Annotated in this window: 14 protein-coding genes and 2 pseudogenes; 8 read left to right on the top strand and 8 right to left on the bottom strand. The window is 67.5% G+C overall.

Features of this window, described 5'->3' with window-relative positions; genetic code table 11:
• Positions 1-100 precede the first annotated feature (100 nt).
• Positions 101-1717: a polyprenol phosphomannose-dependent alpha 1,6 mannosyltransferase MptB gene (mptB, locus tag QRN53_RS07425; protein ID WP_285243373.1), complete on the top strand. Its 1617-nt coding sequence runs from the start codon at positions 101-103 to the stop codon at positions 1715-1717.
• Here mptB and QRN53_RS07420 read toward each other — a convergent pair.
• Both QRN53_RS07420 and QRN53_RS07415 read right to left on the bottom strand, forming a co-directional pair.
• Positions 1714-2970, bottom strand: a complete 1257-nt coding sequence (locus tag QRN53_RS07420) for a glycosyltransferase 87 family protein (RefSeq protein WP_285243372.1) — start codon at positions 2968-2970, stop codon at positions 1714-1716. The genes mptB and QRN53_RS07420 overlap by 4 nt on opposite strands.
• 28 nt (positions 2971-2998) lie before the next feature.
• Positions 2999-4342, bottom strand: a complete 1344-nt coding sequence (locus QRN53_RS07415) for a glycosyltransferase family 87 protein (protein ID WP_502934828.1) — start codon at positions 4340-4342, stop codon at positions 2999-3001.
• A gap of 305 nt (positions 4343-4647) precedes the next feature.
• Between QRN53_RS07415 and QRN53_RS07410 the strand changes: the two genes are divergently transcribed.
• The 3 genes from QRN53_RS07410 to QRN53_RS07400 all read left to right on the top strand — a co-directional run bounded on the left by QRN53_RS07410 (position 4648) and on the right by QRN53_RS07400 (position 7445).
• Positions 4648-4851, top strand: a complete 204-nt coding sequence (locus tag QRN53_RS07410) for a hypothetical protein (protein WP_285243371.1) — start codon at positions 4648-4650, stop codon at positions 4849-4851.
• Positions 4852-5008: 157 nt separating this feature from the next.
• Positions 5009-5881 (top strand): NAD(P)-dependent oxidoreductase, encoded by an 873-nt coding sequence (locus QRN53_RS07405; RefSeq protein WP_285243370.1) that lies wholly within the window; start codon positions 5009-5011, stop codon positions 5879-5881.
• A gap of 205 nt (positions 5882-6086) precedes the next feature.
• On the top strand, positions 6087-7445 hold the full coding sequence (locus QRN53_RS07400; RefSeq protein ID WP_285243369.1) for an MFS transporter: 1359 nt from the start codon (positions 6087-6089) through the stop codon (positions 7443-7445).
• A gap of 137 nt (positions 7446-7582) precedes the next feature.
• Here QRN53_RS07400 and QRN53_RS07395 read toward each other — a convergent pair whose 3' ends face one another.
• Positions 7583-8152 (bottom strand): MOSC domain-containing protein, encoded by a 570-nt coding sequence (locus tag QRN53_RS07395; RefSeq protein ID WP_285243368.1) that lies wholly within the window; start codon positions 8150-8152, stop codon positions 7583-7585.
• Positions 8153-8243: 91 nt separating this feature from the next.
• On the opposite strand from QRN53_RS07395, the gene QRN53_RS07390 reads away from it, so the two are divergent.
• A complete protein-coding gene (locus QRN53_RS07390) occupies positions 8244-9215 on the top strand; it encodes an alpha/beta hydrolase (protein ID WP_285243367.1) in 972 nt (323 codons plus the stop codon).
• Between the two features lie 34 nt (positions 9216-9249).
• Here QRN53_RS07390 and QRN53_RS07385 read toward each other — a convergent pair whose 3' ends face one another.
• The 3 genes from QRN53_RS07385 to QRN53_RS07375 all read right to left on the bottom strand — a co-directional run bounded on the left by QRN53_RS07385 (position 9250) and on the right by QRN53_RS07375 (position 12598).
• Positions 9250-11640: an ATP-binding cassette domain-containing protein gene (locus QRN53_RS07385; RefSeq protein ID WP_502934827.1), complete on the bottom strand. Its 2391-nt coding sequence runs from the start codon at positions 11638-11640 to the stop codon at positions 9250-9252.
• Between the two features lie 92 nt (positions 11641-11732).
• Entirely contained in the window at positions 11733-12152 is a 420-nt protein-coding gene (locus tag QRN53_RS07380; RefSeq protein ID WP_109044183.1) for a VOC family protein, read from the bottom strand.
• Positions 12149-12598, bottom strand: a complete 450-nt coding sequence (locus tag QRN53_RS07375) for a helix-turn-helix transcriptional regulator (protein WP_285243366.1) — start codon at positions 12596-12598, stop codon at positions 12149-12151. The genes QRN53_RS07380 and QRN53_RS07375 overlap by 4 nt, the downstream gene beginning before the upstream one ends.
• A gap of 255 nt (positions 12599-12853) precedes the next feature.
• Here QRN53_RS07375 and QRN53_RS07370 point away from each other — a divergent pair.
• A pseudogene (locus tag QRN53_RS07370) lies at positions 12854-13243 on the top strand (CBU_0592 family membrane protein).
• Between the two features lie 76 nt (positions 13244-13319).
• On the opposite strand, the pseudogene QRN53_RS07365 reads toward QRN53_RS07370, so the two are convergent.
• Both QRN53_RS07365 and QRN53_RS07360 read right to left on the bottom strand, forming a co-directional pair.
• A pseudogene (locus QRN53_RS07365) lies at positions 13320-13487 on the bottom strand (twin-arginine translocase TatA/TatE family subunit); the annotation flags it as partial.
• Positions 13488-13526: 39 nt separating this feature from the next.
• Entirely contained in the window at positions 13527-15881 is a 2355-nt protein-coding gene (locus QRN53_RS07360; RefSeq protein WP_285243365.1) for a polysaccharide lyase family protein, read from the bottom strand.
• Between the two features lie 227 nt (positions 15882-16108).
• On the opposite strand from QRN53_RS07360, the gene QRN53_RS07355 reads away from it, so the two are divergent.
• Both QRN53_RS07355 and QRN53_RS07350 read left to right on the top strand, forming a co-directional pair.
• The gene (locus QRN53_RS07355) at positions 16109-19435 is read left to right on the top strand and encodes a DUF5107 domain-containing protein (protein ID WP_285243364.1); all 3327 of its coding nucleotides are present in this window, start codon (positions 16109-16111) and stop codon (positions 19433-19435) included.
• Positions 19432-20748 (top strand): cellulase-like family protein, encoded by a 1317-nt coding sequence (locus QRN53_RS07350; RefSeq protein ID WP_285243363.1) that lies wholly within the window; start codon positions 19432-19434, stop codon positions 20746-20748. The genes QRN53_RS07355 and QRN53_RS07350 overlap by 4 nt, the downstream gene beginning before the upstream one ends.

Genomic DNA, 20748 nt, shown 5'->3' with positions numbered 1-20748 from the left:
CGGGGCAGCCGTAAGCATGGCTGATAAAATGGCCGGGTCGCAGGACGGCTTTGGAGTTGGTGCTGCCATGGCCGTAACAAGGTAGGGGACCACACACATCATGACGGCAGGCGGGTCACACCTCAGGACATCGGACAGCCGGCCGGGCGAACCGGCCCGCGCCTCCGTGCCTGCCAAGGGCCGCGCCTACCTGGCAACCATCGAAGGTTTCATCGGTGCCCTCATGATGTTCGTAGGGTCCATCGGCACCGGCTGGATCGCCAACGGCTCGCCCATGATCCGCCAGCCCGTGGTGATCGCGCTCCGCACCGAAGGGTGGGGCGTGGCGGTTTCCACCGTGCTGTTGACGGCCGGGGCCATGCTGCTGATGCGCTCCTGGCTGCGGCTGGGCCAACGGCTGGGGGACTGGGGGCAGTCGTCGCTGCGGTCAGTGGTCATCGCCATTTCGGCCTGGTCTTTGCCCCTGCTGTTCTGCGTCCCGGTCTTCTCCCGCGATGTCTACGCCTACACCGGCCAAGGCCGGCTGGTGATGGAGGGCCAAAACCCCTACGAGGTTGGCATCTCCACCCTCAACAACTGGTTCGCCCTGGGCGCCGACCCCGCCTGGGCGGAAAACCGGACACCGTACGGCCCCTACTTCCTGTGGCTGGCACGCGGAGTGGTGGGGCTGACCGGTGCCCAGCCCGACGCATCGGTCCTGCTCTTCCGGCTGCTGGCCGGCGTCGGCGTGCTGCTCTGCGTGATCTATGTGCCCAAGCTCGCCGAGCTGCACGGCATCAACGGCGCGCGCGCGCTCTGGGTTTCCGTGGCCAACCCGCTCTTCCTCATCAGCTTCATCGCCAGCGCCCACAATGACGCCCTCATGGTGGGGCTTGCCGTCGCCGGCGTGTACCTGGCCGCGACCCGGCGCTACCTGCTGGGCATCCTCCTGGTCACCGCCTCCATCGGAATCAAGCCCATCACCGTGCTGCTGCTGCCGTTCATCGGCCTCATGTGGGCCGGCCCGGGCGCCACCTGGCCGCGCAAGTTCCTGATGTGGGCTGCGACGGCGGGCATCAGCTTTGGCGTCCTGGCCCTCAGCGGCATCCCGTTCAACCTGGGCGTCGGCTGGACCTGGGCCATCATGGACCCCACCCCGGGCTACACGGGCTATTCCCCGTCCGGGTTCCTGGGCCAGCAGGTGGAGATGCTGGCCAACGCGCTGGGCCTGCCCGGCGGGACCCTGGCCACCCTCCTGCGGACCGGCATGAAGTGGGCGGCCATCGGGCTGGTCCTGCTGCTGATGTTCCGCGGCGACTACTCGCGGGCGGTGCGCCGGATGGCCCTGGCGTTCACCGCCGTCGTAATGCTTTCGCCCATCATCCAGCCCTGGTACATCCTGTGGTTCCTGCCGTTCCTGGCCGTCACCGGCATCCGGGACGACTGGCAGATCCGCTCACTGTATGTGGGCGTGACGTTCTTCGTGGTGTTCGGCGCCCAGGACCAGCTCTCGGTCTGGTCCTTCGTGGAACTGCCCATCGACGCCTCATCCCTGGCATTCTTCACGGCCCTGGCGTTCACGTTCTACCTGCTGGTCCTTGATGTGCACACACGGAAACTTCTCATCGAAGGCAGGCCGCTCGATGTGGCGCGGCGTGCTTGGGCGTGGGCGGTTGAACGCCGGGCTGCGCGCCGGGCTGAAGCCCACGCCGCCGTCGACCGCTCCGAAGCCCCCTAGGCTCCTGCCGGTACCTGCGCTGCGGTCTTCCGGCCCAGTTCTGCGGTGCGCTTCACCGACCACCACAGCAGAACCACCAGGAGCACGTTGCGGGTGGTCAGGATGGCCGCCATGACCGGGTGGGCGTGGATCAGCGGCGTGTAGAACAGCGGGTAGATCACGAACGTGGTCATGGCGATGCCCATCAGCAGCGCTGCCGGTACCTTCCAGCGCTCCCAGTCGTGGGTGAGGCCCGCGATGATCACCGGCGCCAGCCAAATGATGAACTGCGGGGAGCCCACCTTGTTGAACACGATGAACGCGGTGACCATCATCAGCGAACCCTCGAGGAACAGCTCCTCCCGCTCCGCGCCGCGGCGCATGGCACGCACCAGCAGGATGGCGGCCGTGACCGCTGCCAGCACCAGCAGCGGCTGCATCAGGAACGCCGCGGTACTGGCGCCCGGGCCGTACACCTCAGTGGAGTTGATGGCCGTGTTGTCCGCCATTTTGGAGCCGGCGATGTGGAAGACGCTCAGCCAGACCCAGGGTGTGGAGAACGTGGCCTCCAGCTGCATGCCGCGTTCGCCCTGGTTGAGGAGGAAGTCCATGATGTGCGGCAGGCCGCCGGTCAGCCAGGTGCCCAGACCGACGGCCGCGGTGACGGCGGCGCCGGCGAGGACCACCTGGAGGCGCTTGTGGCTGGCGATGACGATGGGAACCAGGACCGCCGCCGGCCACACCTTGATCCAGGTGGCGATGCTGAGCAGGACCCCCGCCACCACGGGCCGTTCGGCCGCGTAGAGCAGCGCGATCAGGACGATCGGTGCGGTGATGCCCTCCACCCGGGCGAAGCTCAAGTAGCCCATGAAGACGGTGAAGAACAGCCACCACCAGGCCGGAGCGACGCCCTTAACCTTCCGTGGTCCTCGGGTGAGGTAGAGCAGGCCGACGGCGTTCAGCGCCGTGATGATCAGGAACCAGACCAGCAGGTAGGGTCCCGGTCCGGCGATGTTTGCCAGGAAGATGGGGATCTGCGCCAGCACCGGGTAGACCCAGGGGCTGATCTTGCCGGTCAGGTCCACGGGGTTGTAGCCGTCCGTGGCCCACTGCCGGTACTGCTCGGTGTCGCTGAACGTGTTGCCGTTCAGGAAGAAGGACGCCATCCAGCCCAGGAAATACACGTGCACGACGGCGAAGCCCCACCAGACGCTGGACGGGCGGGCGAACCAATCCACCACCGTGGCCGGGAGGACCTTGCTGCGGACCGTCACCAGGCGGTCAAAGAACCTCGTGGAAATCTCAGGTCTCCTTGAGCGCGGGGGCAGGTGCTGCGGTCTTCATGCCCAGGGAGTAGAGGCGCCGGACGCTCCACAGGAACAGAACCACCAGCAGCACGTTGCGGATGGTCAGCACCAGCGCCATCCACGGGTTGTTGTGGCTGAGGGCGTCGTAGAAAAGGGGGTAGATGAAGTAGGTTGCCACGGCGATGGCGATCAGCATGAGTGCCGGGACGCGCCATTCGCGCCAGCTGTGTGCCAGGCCGACGGCGACTGCGGGGCCCAGCCACACCATGAACTGGGGTGAGCCCACCTTGTTGAACACCACGAAGGCCGTGGCCAGCGTCAGGGCCCCGGCCAGGAGCAGCTCGGTGCGGTCAACGCCGCCGGCCACCTTGTTCTGCTTGCCGTTGTGCAGGGCCCAGAACGTCAGCCCGGCCACCAGCAGGGCGGCGAGGACCAGGAGCGGCTGCATCAAAACGGACATGACCGCGGTGCCGGGGCCGTCCACCTGCATGGAGTTGATGTCCGTGTTCATGTACATCCGGGAGCCGCCCACATTCAGTACGGACAACCAGAGCCAAGGGGTGGTGAAGGTGGCCTCGAGCTGCATGCCGCGGTCGCCCTGCTGCGTGAGGAAGTTCAGGAGCTTGGGGACACTGCCCAGGGCTGCCGCCAGCGCCACGACGCCCGCCGTCGTCGCGATTCCTGCCAGCACCACCAGCAGGCGGTTCTTTACGACGGCGAAGAGGGCAAGCATGATGGCCGCCGGCCATACTTTCGCCCAGGTGCCGACTGCCAGCAGGACCGAGGCCACGAACGGGCGCTGGACGCCGTACGCCAGGGCTACCAGGACCAGCGGGGCGGTGAGGCCGTCCACGCGGGCGAATCCCAGCCAGCCCATCAGGAAGGTGAATGCCAGCCACCACCAGCCGGCCGGGATGGCGTTGGTGTTGCGCCCCCGCTCAGTGAGTTTCAGGAGCGCCCAGCCGTTAAGGAGCGTGGTCATGAGGACCCAGAGGAAGAAGAAGGGACCCGGCCCTGCCACGCCCGCGATAGCCATGGGGATCAAGGCCAGGATGGGGTAGACCCAGGGGCTGGGGCCGCCGGAGAGGTTGGCGTCGTTGAAGCCGGCCATGGCCCATTCGCGGTAGATGAAGGTATCGCTGAAGGCCTCGCCGCGCAGGGACAAGGATGCGCCAAACACGAGGAAGACCAGGTGCACCACGATGAAGCCGCCGAGCAGTCCGCGTCCGCTGTTCAGCGCCGCCCGCACCCTGGCGGGAAGGATGACGTCGCGGATCCGGGTGAGGTTGCCGAAGAGAGCGTCGGTGGAAATGGCGGGTTCCTTGTCAGGTCGTTGCACAGTCAGCGGCGGCGCAAAATGGCTCGGGTCAATGCCCCGAAGCGGGTCTCGTGGGGACCGGAGGCCCTGAATTTCGGGTTACAGTCCTGTTCAACTCTAATTCACGGCGCATCTCCGCCAATAATTGTCAGGACAAACCGGGGGCTCCGCGCGCCTGACCTGCGGCATTTATCTAAAGTTGCTGGCACTTAATTGCTCAGGCACCATGAAGCGAGGCACGTAGGTGCCCACCGCCTATGCAGCCAGGGGGAGCGCAAGGCGTCGTACGACCACCCAACCCCGCGAAAGACATAAGGCACCATCACATGAACTTCCCCCTGACCCTGACCGTGTCCGACCGCCAGAGCATGGACAGCGAACTCGACGCCGCCGTCGCCGCCGCCAAGGCCCATGCACTCACCGGTAAGCGCCACGGCATCCTCGTCACCCGGCACGGCGTGGACAAATTCACCGTTGCCCTCAGCGAGACTGTTCCCTTCGGCCTCACCCGGGAGCACCAGGCCTGGTAGCCGCCTCCCGGGGCGCCCGGCGCCTTAACTGACTTCCGTGCCGCACCTCCTTCCCCATACCCGGCGGTTGACCTGCCCCATGGCGTTTGGACTCCGCCCGTCCTGGGTACCTGCCGTTCGTCTGCACTGAGAACAGCCGGGTCAGGAGAACAACAGCATGGATACCACTGTGAGCGTGGCGGTTCTGGGGACGGGAATCATGGGCGCGGCCATGGCGCGCAACCTCCTTCGGGCCGGCCACCAAGTGTCTGTGTGGAACCGGGACGCTGCCAAGACTGAGCCGCTCGCCGCCGAAGGTGCTTTGCGGGCGCCCACCCCTGCCGCCGCGGTGGAGGCCGCCGACGTTATCCTCACCATGCTCTACGACGCCGCCGCGGTGGCGCAGGTCATGCGCCAGGCAGCGCCCGGCATCCGCCCGGGCACGGCCTGGATCCAGTCCACCACCATGGGGGTGCAGGACGTTCCCGCGATCGCCGCCATGGCCGCTGAGCTCGGCCTGGACCTGGTGGAAGCACCCGTCTCCGGTACCCGTGCGCCCGCCGAAGCCGGCGCGCTCCTGGTCCTGGCCGCCGGCGCCGAGGACGTGCGCCCCCGCGTGGCGCCGGTTTTGGATGCCGTTGGCTCCCGCACCATCTGGACGGGCGATGACCCGGCCAAGGGTTCGGCGGCGCGGCTCAAACTGGTGGTCAACAGTTGGGTCATTGCCGCCTCCAACGCCGCAGGGGAGGTGGTTTCGCTTGCCCAGGCGCTGGGCGTCGATCCCCAACAGTTCCTTGACGTGCTCGACGGCGGCCCGCTGGACCTGCCTTACCTGCGCACCAAGATGGGCCTCATCCTGGACGATGGGCTGGAGCCAGCCTCATTCGCCGTGGACACTGCCCGCAAGGACGCGCACCTCATTGTCTCTGCCGCAGCAGCCGAGGGGCTGAAACTCGATGGAGCCGAGGCCGCTGCCGCCCGGCTTGACCGGGTGGCCGCCCAGGGGCATGCCAAGCAGGATATGGCTGCCGCGTACCACGCCAGCCGGTAGCCCGGACTCGGGGCCGGACGCCCGGACCCTTTGGGATAGCGCTTGCCATTGACGTTATCCGCGTCACCTTCTATATTTGATGAATCGATTCAAGAGCTGCCGCTCCAGCCCCGTTCCGGCTTCTGCGGCGCAGCACACCAAACCCTGAACGCTGCTGACGACCAGCGGTTCCGGTTCCTTTTCAATGAAGACGAAGGACAAGCACATGAGCACCACCCCAACCCGCGAGCCACTCACCAGCCAAGGTGCTGGAACCGGCGTCCGGGACCCCAGGAAGGCCGCGATGAGCGGCTGGATCGGGAGCGCCCTGGAGTACTACGACTTTGCGCTGTATTCACTGGCGGCAACCCTGGTCTTTCCTGCCATCTTCTTCCCGTCCGGGAACCCGACCGTGGCCATCATCGCCTCCCTGGCCACGTATGCCGTCGGCTATGTCTCGCGGCCCATCGGCGCCGTGGTTCTCGGCGCGTACGGTGACCGCCACGGCCGCAAGAAGGTGCTTGTGTTCGCGATGCTGCTCATGGGCTTCGCGACGTTCGCTGTAGGCCTCCTCCCCACGTACGGGCAGGTGGGACTCCTCGCGCCCGCGCTGCTGGTGATCCTCCGGCTCATCCAGGGCTTCGCGGTTGCCGGCGAGCTGGGCGGTGCCAGCGCCATGATCGTGGAACATTCACCGGACGCCCAGCGCGGCTTCTTCGCCAGCTTCAGCCTCCAGGGCACGCAGGTAGGCTCGATCCTGGCCACCGCCGTCCTCCTCCCGCTCGCCGCCCTTCTCCCGGCGGACCAGTTCAGCTCCTGGGGCTGGCGCATCCCGTTCCTGCTCAGCGCCGTCGTCATCCTGGCCGGATACCTGATCCGCCGCCGCGTGACCGAACCCCCCGCCTACGCCGCGCAGTCCGGAACGGCCCCGGCCAAGCAGCGCTTCCCGCTCGTCGAACTCCTCCGCACCCGCCCCGGCGTCCTGGTCCGCTGCGTCGCGATGACGTTCACCAACGTGATCGGCATGGCCACGCTGATCTTCGGCGTCTCCTACGCCACCCAGAAGGGCTACGGCAACGGATTCTCCAGCAGCGAATTCCTCTGGGTGACCCTGGGGGCGAACATCGCTGCCGTCATCACCATCCCGTTTTTCGGGGCGTTGTCGGACAAGATCGGCCGGCGGATGCTCATGGCCGCCGGCGGGGTCATTGGCGGTGTGCTGGTCACCGGGTACCTGTGGGCGATCCAGCAGGGGAGCCTGCCGCTGGTCTTCGTGTGCGTCGTGATCGTGCAGGGCATCTTCTTCCAGATGTGGAACGCCACTTTCGCCACGTTCTTCCAGGAGCAGTTCCCCATGCGGATCCGGGTCACCGGCTTCGCCGTCTCGCAGAACATCGGGCTCATGATTGCCTCGTTCTTCCCGAGCATCTTCACCGCGCTCGCCCCTCCCGGTTCCACCAACGTGCCGCTCACCATCGGCCTGACCACGCTTGGGATCTGCCTGGTGTCCGCGGTGGCCACGCTGATGTCCTCAGACACGAAGGGCAAGTCGCTCGAGGACCTCGAGGGGCAGAAGGCCGGCTGACTCGGCGCCCGCGTCACGCCGGACAGCTTTTCAGGCACAGCACGACGGCGGTGTCCCGGGTTTCCGGGGCACCGCCGCCCCAGATGGGTTGAAAGCGTGCCGTGCGTGACGCCGTCGTGCGTCTCACCGCTGGGCTGCTAGGGCAGCCGCGACGGCCGCAGCAGCCTCGCCTCCCGGGCCTTCCCCGGATCCAGCGGTACAGGGCTGACCAGCACGGCAGGACCGCGGTGCAGGAAACCGCCGGACACAGCCCGGCAGCGGATGCCGCCGCGGCCGCGCATGGCGGCGTGTGCACCGGGGGCGAGCATTTCATTCATCCACGCGCAGGGCTGCGCGTGCCGGCCGCCGTGGAACTCCACCAGGTCCCCGCCCGACTCCAGCGCGAAATCCTGCCCCAGCAGCGGCGCCAGCTCGGCTCCGCGGAGCACCACGTTGCGGCGGGTGAGCAGCGGATCGAAGGGTTGCGTACCCAGCTCGGCGGCGATGGCCTCGAGGGATTCGACGGCGAACAAGGTCACCGCGGCGTCCATGTGTGCGGCCTTGCCAAAAAACCGGTCGCCCACGATGCCCTTCCCGGCCACCACTTCAGCCTCGGCCGCATCACTGGTGGGAACGTCCGCGGCACCGTCCCGGGCCCTCCCGAAATAGGCGTGTGCGGGGGACACCAGCAAGTGCAGGATCTCGACGTCGTACCGGAAAGTCCCCATCCGTTCCCTCCCCTTTACAGTCCACGCCGCCCTGGTCCAACCAGCTTATGCCGTTCACCAAATCCGGCCGCGCAGTGGAAGGATCAGACCCATGGACGCCACACCAACCGCAGCCTGTGCCCTGGCCGCCAGGCACAGGACCGTTCTCTATTGGGCATCGGTGGCCTGCGCTGCCGCCCTGATCCTCGTTCCCGCCTGGATGCTGGCCGGCAATCCTGCGGTCCTGGGCGGCCACCCCCTGCTGCCGGTCATCCTGCTGGCAGCCGCGGCGGCGGGTGTCCTCTGGGCCGTCCTGCTGTGGCTGCGCCGCGCCGTTCCGCGGCCCCTCTCCCGGGTCCGGGCCGTGGGTGCCTGGACGGGCAGGATCGCCGTCCTGGCGCTGGCAGCCGGGCTGGCCTGGCTCAGCCCCTTCGCCTACCAGCCGGGCCAGGCAGCGGAAGCCGGCCCGACGTCGGATCTTGCCATTACCGAGTCAGCCACCACCATCACCATGTCGCCGGAGGGCACGACCACCACCAAAGGGCTGGTCTTCTACCCGGGCGCCCGCGTGGACGCCAAGGCATACCAGGACATCCTGGCCCCTGCCGTGGGGGCCGGGTACCGGGTGGTCATCCTGAAGGAACCGCTGGGGCTGAGCCTGCTGGACGGAAACCAGGCCAGGAGCGCCATGGACGACAACCCGGACATCAGCACGTGGGCGGTGGGCGGCCACTCACTGGGCGGGGTATCCGCGTCGTCTTTCGCCCTGGCCAACACCGATGTCAGCGGACTGGTTCTCTATGCCTCCTACCCGATCGAGTCGCTGCGCGGCCGCACCGGCTTGTCCGTCCTGTCCGTTTCCGGCAGCCAGGACGGACTCAGCACCCCTGCCAAGATCCAGGCATCCCGGGAACTCCTGCCCGCGGACACGGAATTCGCGGCCGTCCAGGGCGGGGTTCACGCGTTCTTCGGCGACTACGGCGCACAGCCCGGCGACGGCGAACCCGGCATCAGCCGCCAGGCCGCGCAGCAGCAGATCGCCGCGGCCACGGTGTCCTTCCTTGGCCGGCTGCAGCGAAGCTAGGTTTCCACAGGCTCAACAAACGGGTTTTGACGGCTTAGCGGCCGATGTAGGTGGCCAAGTGCTGCGCTGTGAGCGTTGACCGGCTGGCCACCAGGTCCGCCGGCGTACCCTCGAAAACGATCGAGCCGCCGTCGTGCCCGGCCCCCGGGCCGATGTCGATGATCCAGTCCGCGTGTGCCATGACTGCCTGGTGGTGCTCGATGACGATGACGGACTTCCCCGAGTCGACCAGCCGGTCCAGCAGGCCAAGGAGCTGTTCGACGTCGGCCAGGTGCAGGCCCACCGTGGGTTCGTCCAGGATGTAGATCTCCCCGGCCTCGGCCATCTGCGAGGCCAGCTTAAGGCGCTGGCGCTCGCCGCCGGACAGCGTGGTCAGCGGTTGGCCCAGCGTGATGTAGCCCAGCCCGACGTCCGCCAGCCGTTCCAGGACCTTGTGCGCCGCTGGCGTCTTGGCCTCGCCCTCGGCAAAGTACGCCAGTGCCGCGTCCACGGACAGGTCCAGGACGTCGGCGATGTTCTTGCCGCCCAGGGTGTATTCCAGGACGGCGGCCTGGAACCGGCGGCCCTCGCATTCCTCGCATGTGGACTCCACGGTGGCCATGACGCCGAGCTCGGTGAAGATCACGCCGGCGCCGTTGCAGGTGGGGCAGGCACCCTCGGAGTTGGAGCTGAACAGGGCGGGCTTGACGCCGTTGGCCTTGGCGAATGCTTTGCGGATTGGTTCCAGCAGCCCTGTGTAGGTGGCCGGATTGCTGCGCCGGGACCCCCTGATGGCACCCTGGTCGATCACGATCACTCCGTCACGCTTCGCCAGTGAGCCGTGGATCAGGGAGCTCTTGCCGGACCCCGCCACGCCCGTCACCACGCACAGCACGCCCAGCGGAACGTCGACGTCCACGTCGCGCAGGTTGTTCGTGGCGGCGCCGCGCACCTCAAGCGCGCCGCGGGCCGCCCGGACCGAATCTTTCAGCCGGGACCTGTCACCCAGGTGCCGCCCGGTGATGGTGCCGCTGGAACGCAACCCGTCGACGTCGCCCTCGTAGACAATCTCGCCGCCGCCGGTGCCGGCGCCCGGGCCAAGGTCGACGACGTGGTCGGCGATCGCGATCATCTCCGGCTTGTGCTCCACCACCAGGACGGTGTTGCCTTTGTCCCGCAGCTGCAGCAGGAGCGTGTTCATCCGCTCGATGTCGTGCGGGTGCAGGCCGATGCTGGGCTCGTCGAAGACGTAGGTGACGTCGGTCAGGGACGAGCCCAGGTGCCGGATCATCTTGGTCCGCTGCGCCTCGCCGCCGGACAGGGTGCCGGCCGGACGATCCAGCGACAGGTACCCCAGGCCGATCTCGGCAAAGGCGTCGAGCAGGTCCCGCAGTCCGGCCAGCAGCGGGCGCACCGTGGGCTCGTCCAGTCCGCGGATCCATTGTGCGAGGTCGCTGATCTGCATGGTGCACAGGTCCGCGATGTTCTTGCCGTTGATCCTTGAGTTGAGAACCTCCGGCGTGAGTCGCGTGCCGCCGCAGTCCGGACAGGTGGCGAACGTGACCGCCCGCTCCACGAACCGCTTCACATGCGGCTGCATGGCCTCCACGTCCTTGGACAGCATGGATTTCTGGATCTTGGGGATGACGCCTTCAAAGGTGAGGTTGACGCCCTCCACCTTGATCTTGGTGGGTTCGGCGTACAGCATCGTGTCCAACTGCTTCGCGGTGAACGCTGCGATCGGTTTGTCCATGGGCAGGCCCATGCCCTCGAACAGCCGGCCGTACCAGCCGTCCATGGAGTAGCCCGGGACGGTGAGGGCGCCGTCGGCCAAGGACTTGGAATCGTCATAGAGGGCGGTCCGGTCGATGTCGCTGATGGCGCCCATGCCCTCGCACCGCGGGCACATGCCGCCGAGGTAGGTCACCTGGCGGACCACGTTCTTTTCCACCCTGCCGGCCTTCTCGGTGCTCATGACGCCGCTGGCTTTGCGCGTGGGCACGTTGAAGGAGAAGGCGGTGGGCGGGCCGACGTAGGGCTGGCCCAGGCGGCTGAACAGGATCCGCAGCATGGCGTTGGCGTCCGTGGCTGTGCCTACGGTGGACCGCGGGTTGGCGCCCATCCGCTCCTGGTCCACGATGATGGCCGTGGTCAGTCCCTCCAGCCGGTCCACGTCCGGCCTGGCCAGGCTGGGCATGAAGCCCTGGACGAACGCGCTGTAGGTCTCGTTGATCATGCGCTGGGACTCGGCGGCGATGGTGGCGAACACCAGTGAGCTCTTGCCCGAGCCGGACACTCCGGTGAACGCGGTGAGCCGCCGCTTGGGCAGCTCGAGGCTGACGTCCTTGAGGTTGTTTTCCCGTGCGCCCTGCACCCGGATGAGGTCATGACTGTCGGCCAGATGCATCCGGGCATGGCCGGCGTCGGTGCTGGTGTCGGTACTCAAGGTGTCCCCCTCTGTCCTGGGCGGCACTGCGGGGAGGCTGCGCTGGCAGCCTCCCGCGGCGTCGCCCGTTATATACGTTGCTGGTTATATACCTAAGGCTGCTGGTTGATGCGCACGGTGTTGCCTGCCGGGTCACGGAAGGCGCAGTCGCGGATTCCGTAGGGCTGGTCGATGGGTTCCTGGACGACGTCGGCCCCGGTGGCCTCGACTTTGGCGAAAGCTGCGTCCACGTCCGGGGAGGAGAGGACGATCGTGGCGTAGGTGCCTTTGGCCATCATTTCGGCGATGGTGCGGCGCTCATCGTCGGTGATGCCGGGGTCCACCGCCGGCGGGTGCAGGACGATGGAAACGTCCTTCTGGCCGGCGGGGCCGACGGTGATCCACCGCATGGTGCCCCTGCCAACGTCGTTGCGGATTTCGAAGCCCAGGGCGTCGCGGTAGAACGCCAGTGAGGCGTCGGGATCGGTGGCGGGAAGGAAGGTTGAGGAAATGTTGATGTCCATGGCAGTCATGCTAGTAACGGCTCAGGGGTTGAGGCTTCTCGATTCCTGACCGGTCTGGTGACCTGCTTCGCCACGCATGAGGGGATCCCCGCCGTCGAGTGCGCCGCCTCCTGCTTAAAGACGCTGGGCGGCATCCCCACCAGCTCGCTGAAGCGGGTGCTGAAGGTTCCCAGCGAGGAACAGCCCACGGCGAAGCACACGTCCGTGACGCTGAGGTCCCCGATGCGGAGCAATGCCATGGCCCGTTCAATGCGCCGCGTCATGAGGTAGCTGTAGGGCGATTCACCGTAGGCGAGCTTGAAGCGGCGGCTGAAGTGGCCTGCGGACATGTGGACGTCTTTGGCGAGCGATTCGACGTCGAGCGGCTGCGCATATTCGCGGTCCATCCGGTCCTTGACGCGCCTCAGTTGGGTGAGTTCGCGGAGATAGGGATCGGAGGCTGGACTGCTGGTCACAGCTTTGATCGTGCTACGCGGTGGAGGACTTGTCCAGACGTGGGGAGTGTCACTGTCAGGCGGCATTAAAGCCACCCCAGCACAGGATAGGATTATGCCGCTGGCCAGCATGAGGTCCTCGCCCGACCAGGGCTGGAGGCAACGCAGAGCTGGACGCGCCGTTTCCTTCAGGACGGCGCGCGGCGAAACCAAACCTCGAACACACCCCCTTGAGCCCTGCCTGCATACTGCGCCGGGCACCCTTGAAAGGACGCCATGGAACTGCTGTGGGAAATTGCCGGCTGGACAGGCGCTGTTGCGATTCTCAGCGCATATCTTGCCGTTTCCATGGGCTGACTGAAGGCCGGCAAGGGCTTCCAGACGGCAAACCTGTTCGGCTCCGTGGCCTTCATTCTCAACGGCACGCTGCATCAGGCCTGGCCGTCGGTGGTTACCAACGTGGCCTGGTTCCTCATCTCCGCGGTGGCGCTGGTCCGCATGCGGTCGGAGGAAGCCGACGCAGAACCCGTCGAGGCCACCCACCTCCAGTACCCCGGCGTTCCGGATTCCACCGGCCAGATGGCTGTGGTGGAAGCCCTCACCGGGGCCCTGCCGGTTGTGTCTTCCGCTCCCGGCGTGGCAGACGGGCCGCGCCTGGCGGTCTAGGCATCCCCGGGCAGGAGGTACGCGCAAAGTGCCTTCAGCTGCGGACCGCCGGGGCATCGCTGCGGTGGGGGTCGCCGTCGGCCTGGCCGCAGTCGGCCTTCATCTCCTTGACCTCGGAGCGCAGGATCCTCACGGACTGGCCCAGGCTGCGTGCCATGACCGGGAGTTTCGGCGCCGCAAACAGCAGCAGCGCCACAACAACAATGATGGTGATGGGCCAGGGGCCATCGAACAGTCTTCCCACAATGAATCCCTTTCGTTGCCTGCTTGTTTTGTGGCCCGGTTATTTGGCCAAGGCGGTGGCGGTGGTGCGTCCGCCGTCCGCTGTTACGGCGACCGTCACCGGTTGGCCGCCGAGGACGCTGATATGCGCTGTGATGCTGGCTCCCGCCTCCAGGGCGGCGGCCAGCGGAACGGCGAACTTGGCGGGGTCACGGCCGATGATTTTGGCCGGCTGACCCGACGGGTTCACGATGCTTCCGATCCGGAGGTCCCGCGCGGTCCCGGCGCCACTGTTGGTGACAGTCACCGCCCAGGTGGTGGTGCCGCCGGAGTACGCCTTGCGTACCTCGGCGGTCAGCTGCGCCGGGGGCTGGGGCGTGCCTTCGTCGACTTCGAGGACGAGCGTGTCCCAACCCGGTCCCTTGCCGGCCGGTGCTGCAGCGCCATGCGTGAAAGTGATCCGGTTTTCTCCGACTGCCAGCAGTGCTGCCGGGAAGGACAAAACGGCGGTCCGTGGATATCCACTCCTGTCTGCCTGACGGGCAATGGTGGAGTCGTTGTTGTTGGGAAAGACACCACTTATGGACGAGGTGTTGCCGTTTACGGCTACCGTGGGCGCACCGCTTTGCTGCATTGATGTTGCTACGGTGAGGTAGGCAGTTCCCTGGAAAGCGCGATCAAGGGTAAATCGCACCGTCCAGGTTCCCCTGTTGGTCTGGGCGTAGTACCAGTCAGTGGGTTCCCAGCTCTCGCCAATGGTGAAGGTCAGGTCGGCCGGTATGTTGGACGGCTTTACATAGCCTCGCGGGCCGGCGTTAACCGGGGACTCGGCAGCCAGGGCATACTCCCCGGCGGTCCGGTCCGAGCGGCCAAGCTGCCAGAGGAATGTTCCGCGGCTGCCTGGGCTCCAGACGATTTCGCCGAGGTCCTGGGTGCTGCCGGAGACAACGACGCCGGTCCGGCGGTAGAGGTCGGTAACGGAGCCGTCCGCCGGCTGGATGTACAGGACGTAGGACCCAGAGGCCGTGCTGCCGGGCTTCCATGCCGGCGGAATGCCGGGAAGGGCGAAGTTGCCGTCCGCGTCGGTCTTGACGAAATAGGTGGGTTCGGCGATGGGGAACAGGCCGTCGCTGTCCTGGGTGGACAGGACGACGTGGAAGTTCGCGGCGGCCCGGCCGTCGGTCAGCCGGACCCGGCCGGTGACAGTGGTGCGGGCGGCCGGTGACGGGTAGAGGTCATCGGCCACCCACGGGGCACCGGCCCTGTGCTCGCTGATTTCGGCCTCTGCGGTCCGGGCGGCCTGGGCAATCATTGCATCGGGATCGGCGCCGTCCCCGACCGTGAAGAACGTCAGCCAAGGCCCGTACAGCCTTCGGTATCCGGCCGGGATCGGATAGGCGGGTTCCCCGTAGTGATTACGGGAGAAATAGTTCAGGATGAGGGCGTCCTGGTGGATCGCCAGGTCCTGGTGCTGTGGCCCGGCTCCATAGAACGCGCACAGGGTGCCGTCCGTAACGCCGCCCAGCGGAGTGAACCACGCGCCGTAGCCGTGGCCGAAATGCCCGAACATAGGGTTCTCATGGTGGTAGAGGCTCCAGTCGTACTTGCTGTAGACCGAGCCCGCCGGCAAATTCCCTGAGTTGCTTTCCGGGCTGGGGAGGCTCGCGTTGTTTATGCCGTCCACCTTCCAGGTCTCGTCCTGGATGCGCTGCTGGGTGTCCAGGTAGGCGTACGTCGGCTGCTGGCCCGCGCCGCGCTCCCAGTTGTAGGAGTGGTCAAGGATGCCGCGGTCCCATCTGGTATTCATCCGCACCTCGTTGATGACGGTGTCGGTCACTGCGGTCATCACGTTGTAGCCGTAGATGCCCCGCCGCCCCGACCGCATCACGAGGTGGTGCTCGTGGCGCAGCGGGGTGCTGGTTGTGTCTACGAAGACAACCTCCACCAGGCCGGGTTCGGCCCGCACAACGTCAACCCGCGAACACACGAGCCGCGTTTTGCCACCCGAGGCGTCCACGTAGAAAGAGTGCTGCCGGTCCGGATCCCGCGGCTCGACGCCATTGAGATTGTGCGCCAGTTCCTGTCCGCCGACCACGATCGATGTGGCGGTAATGGACACATCGGACCAGCCGGTGGGAATGCCGGCGTCGTCGCGTCCGAAGGTGGCCCGAACCAGCCCGTTGTCCAGGACCAGTTCCGGGACCTCTGCCGGGAAGGCGTAACTTCCCACGCTGGCCGGAGCGCCACCGATCAACACCCGGACGCCTTCTCCTGCTGCTGCCGGTGGTGCCGCCGAGGCAGCGAGCCCGGCCTGGCTGGCAAGGACCGCACCCAGCGCTGCCCCGCCCACCCCTTGGATGGCGTTCCTTCGGGTGATTCCCCGTTTGGCCGGCGGCTGGATTCCGTTGAGCTGCATACTTGGCTCCTCGTTGAGCGGACTGGATCTGGAAAACGCTTTCCAAGTGATTGAAACGATTTTATGAGGGGTTTGCTACAAGGTCAATGGCCTACGGCAAACACGCGGACCCACGGACGCCGCCCCGCGGTAGTCGCTGGCATCCACGGGCGCCGGAACACGATCGTCCATATAAGGGCGCGTATTTGCCATGGCCTCCCCTGAGGGCCACTCCATAGCTTTGAGGGGTGACCATTGAACGTAACGAGCCGGGCAGGATTGTGCTGCCGGACGCTCCGCAGGACCAACAGGACATCCTTGATGCGGGCGGCGTGGCCTGCTGGAGCGAACCGGTGCTCATTGACACCTACGCGCCGGGGGAGCCGGACCGTTACCCCCCGTTCCTGGACCGGCGGGTGTACCAGGGTTCCAGCGGCAAGGTGTACCCCATGCCGTTCATCGACAGGATCGAGCCGGTCAGGAAGCCCCGGCTGTGGCAGGCCATACACCTGGAAAACCAGTACGTCCGCCTCATGCTGCTGCCGGAAATCGGCGGCCGCATCCACGTGGGCTATGACAAAACGGCCGGCTATGACTTCTTCTACCGCAATAATGTGATCAAGCCGGGCCTGGTGGGGCTGGCCGGGCCGTGGATCTCCGGCGGGGTGGAGTTCAACTGGCCTCAGCATCACCGGCCCGCCACGTTCCTGCCGGTGGAAACCGGCATCGAGCAGGCCGGCGACGGCAGCGTCACCGCCTGGCACACCGACCTGGACCCGCTGCAGCGGATGCGCGGAACACATGGCGTCCGGCTCCGGCCGGGCAGCTCCCTGATCGAGGTGGAGGCCCGGCTCTACAACCGCACCGACGAGCCACAGACTTTCCTGTGGTGGGCGAACGCCGCCGCCAGGGTGCACGGGAACTACCAGTCCTTCTTTCCCACGGACGTCTCCTATGTGGCGGACCATGCGCGGCGGGCCATCACGGCGTTCCCCCTCGCCGACCGGCCCTACTACGGGGTGGACTACCCTGCCCTGGCCAGCCAGGCCGGCACCCCGGAAGCGGGCCGGCTCGATTTCTACGCCAACATCCCCGTCCCCACCTCCTACATGGTCACGGACACCGCCGACAGTTTCTTCGGCGGCTACGACCACGACGCCGAAGCCGGCTTTATCCATTGGGCGGACCGCAGCATTGCGCCCGGCAAGAAGCAGTGGACGTGGGGGAACGGCCCGGTGGGCGAGGCCTGGGACAAACATTTAACGGACGACGACGGCCCGTACGTCGAGCTGATGGCGGGCGTCTTCACGGACAACCAGCCGGACTTCAGCTACCTGGCCCCCGGTGAGACGCGCACGTTCAGCCAGTACTGGTACCCGATCCGGCGCATCGGTCCGGCGCACCAGGCGAACCTGGAGGCCGCCGTCGCGCTTTCCGTGGATCACGCCGGCCATGCTGCCACGGTGGGTGTTGCCGCCACCACCCGCCGGGACGCCGCCACCGTGGTCCTGGCCCTGCACGGCGAAACGCTTCACACCTGGAGCGCCGCGCTGTCCCCGGACCGGCCCTTCACCGCCACCATTGAACTGCCTGTGCCGGCCGCCGAAACAGACCTCACCCTCAGCGTCATGGACGGCACCACGCAACTCATCACATGGACCCCGCGGCAACCGGTGGACCGTCCCGCCGAGCCCTGGGCCGCCACCGAGCCCGGGCCGCCGTCGGACTTTGACAGCGTTGACGAGCTCTTTGCCACCGGAACCCACCTGGCCCAAAACCGGCACCCCACCAGGGGTCCCCTGCCCTACTTCGAGGAGATACTCCGCCGGGATCCCCGGGATTCCCGCGCCGCCACGGCACTGGCCGCTGCCAAGTATCGGACCGGGGACTATGCCGGCGCCCGGAAACTCCTCGAAACCGCCCTGGCCCGGCTGACCAGCCGCAACCTGAACCCTCCCAGCGGGGAGGCAAGCTACCGGCTGGGCGTGGCCCTGGAGCGGACAGGCCGGCTTGATGACGCCCGGGAACGATTCGGCAAGGCCGCCTGGGACAGGGCCTGGGCGCACCCTGCGCTCCTCGCCTGCGCCCGGCTGGCCCTCCGGGAGGGCGAGGCCGGGAACGCGCTCCGCCATGCCGATGCCGCGCTGGCCCTGGAATCCAGCAGCCCGGAAGCCAGGCACCTCCGCTACCTGGCCCTGGAGCACCTGGGCCGCACGGCTGACAGCTCCCGCCTGCTGCAGGACATCCTTGCCGCGGACCCGCTCGACCCCGTCGCCCTCGCACTGGCCGGAACCCTTGACGCCGCAGACCCCAAAACCGGCTTGGCCGTCGCCTGCTGGCTGGCCCGCGCAGGCCAGTGGCAGCTCGCCCTGGACCTGACCCGGGACGGCGGCGCCGGCACTGCGACGCCGGGCAATGCGGCGTTCGGCAACCCCGCGCCTATCCGCCATTACTTGCGCGCCGGCTGGCTCGAAGAACTGTTGGACCCGCAGGAAGCTGCCGCCGAACGGGGAAAGGCCCGGCGTGCGGACACCAGCCATGCGTTCCCCTACGGCCTGGACGACTACGATGCGCTGCACCGGGCCCTCGAGGCCGACCCGCGCGATCCCGTGGCACACGGGTTAATGGGCTGTTGGCTGCTGGACGCGGAACGGCCCACGGATGCGCTGGGCCACCTCCAAAAGGCGATGATCCACGGCGCCGCCGACCCCGTTGTATGGCGCAACGCCGCATTGGCCACGGTCAACACCGGTGGGGACCACGCCGCCGCGGACGCGTACTTTGCCCGGGCCCTGGAACTCAGCCCGGATGACGCGCGGCTGGTCTTCGAGCGGGCCGTCCTGTCGGAGCTCCGCGGCCTGCCGGCAGAGGAGCGGCTCGCCGCCATTGAGCGGCACGGCCCGGTTGTCCTGGCCCGGGACGACCTCGCCATTCTCTGCGCCAACCTGCTGGCCGGCGTCGGACGCCCGGAGCAAGCCCTGGCGCTCCTGGGTTCCCGCACGTTCCAGCCGTTCGAGGGCGGTGAAGGCCTGGCCCTCGCCGCTTACGACCGTGCCGCGGTCCAGCACGCACGGACCCTGATGGAGCAGGACCCGACGGCGGCCATCGCCTTGCTGCGCGCCGGCGTCGAAGCGCCCGCCAACCTGGGCGAAGGCCGGCACCCCCGGGACACCATGGCTGAACGCTTCGTGGTCCTCGGTGACGCGCTGGAACGCGACGGGGAAACAGCGGCTGCGGTGGAGGCCTGGCGCCGTGCCTGCCGGCAGGGAAGTCCCCTGGCCGTCGACCCCGGTCCCGCCGGGCCTGACGACTACTGGCGGGGCGTCGCCTTTGCCCGCCTGGGCAGGATAGACGACGCCGAGGGCGTGTGGCGCCGGCTGGAGGAACGGGCCGACGAACTGGAAGCCGCTCCCGCCGCACCCGATTACTTCGCCACTTCGCTGCCTGAGCTGTTGCTGTTCGCGACAGGCACTGCCGCGTCCCGCAGCACCGCGGCTGCGTCCCTCCGGGACCTGGCCGGGAGGGGCCGCCTGCTGGCCGGCAGCCCGCAGCTGGAAGGAACCGGTGCCCTGTGAGTGAAGAACCCCGCTACCTCGGCTCCGGAACGGTCCCCATGGACACGCGCTCCCTGACGGGAGCACCGCCGCCGCACCTGCCGCCCCGCCTGGCCATCAGCCTCTGGGACTTCTCCTGGTACACCCGCGCCGAGGCCGGCGGACCTTACGCGGACCTGGACGCCGCCTGCGCAAAGGCCGCCGGGCTTGGATACAACGCCATCCGGATCTGCGCCGCCCCGCTGCTGCTCTGCGGCGGGCTGGGACTGGAGGCACTGGCCGAGGACCTGGAAATCGAGGGGCTCGGAACAGCGCCCGACGGCGGAATGTACGGCCGGGGGACGCGCTGGTACGACGTTCCCGGCGGATACCGGCTTAACCTCCGCGCCCGGCTCCTGGACCTGTTCGACGCCGCCGCACGGCACGGGCTGGTGGTGATCCTGGCCAGCTGGGAATACCAGCAGTCACCCGCGTTCGCGGCATCGCCGGAATGGTTCGACGCCATCGACGCCGTCCCGCTGGATGACCGGTACCGGCTCCTGGCCGACGCCTGGGACCGGCTGATCGGCGTGGTTTCAGGGGCCGGGCACCGGGACCGCATCGCCCTGGTGGAGCTGCACAACGAGGTGGACTTCTCCATCCTCCCGGCGCTCGCCGACGGCATGCATGAGGTGGAGCGGCTGCGCTCGCTGCATCCGGACCTTCTGATCACCGCCAGTTACGGAAAACCGCCACACCTTGCCATGCATACCCTGCCTGATGGCCTGGGGGCGGCGCAGTTCCACGTCTACAGCTACGGGGTGCTGGACGCCCTCCAGCAGCAGATCGATATCCGTTCCGAGGGGACCAGCGGATTTCCCAACCAGGCATTGCGGGATTTGCTGAAACCTGGCGCGCCGTCCCCCGCGGAGTACGGCCGCCTGGCGGAGTGGAGGTATCGCGCCACCGTGGTCACCGGCCAGATGTTCTACGGCTACGACTGGATCGACCCCAATGCCTGGGACACCTGGCTGTACAACGAGTACGGGCCCTACCGGGAAGTGATGCGGCGCGAAATTGCATCGCGGGTGATCGCCCTCGCCGCATGGGCCCGCTGGAAGAACCTTCCCGCAGTGGTGGGCGAGGGCTGGATCGGCTACACACCGCTGCACGGCACCTTCGAGGAGGGGCCGGTGGGCCGGGACCTCGCCGAACACGGCATCCGCACCGCACTGGAGCACGGCGTGTGGGGCATGGTGCTGTGCTCCAACGCTGCGCCGCACCACCCTGGGTGGGCCAGCGAAGAGTGGCAGCGCCGCATGAACCACCTGATCCTTACCTCCCCAGTGAACTGA

It is taken from the genome of Pseudarthrobacter sp. fls2-241-R2A-127, assembly GCF_030209355.1.
In the GTDB taxonomy this organism is placed as follows: domain Bacteria; phylum Actinomycetota; class Actinomycetes; order Actinomycetales; family Micrococcaceae; genus Arthrobacter.
This window is presented reverse-complemented; position numbering and strand designations above follow the sequence as displayed.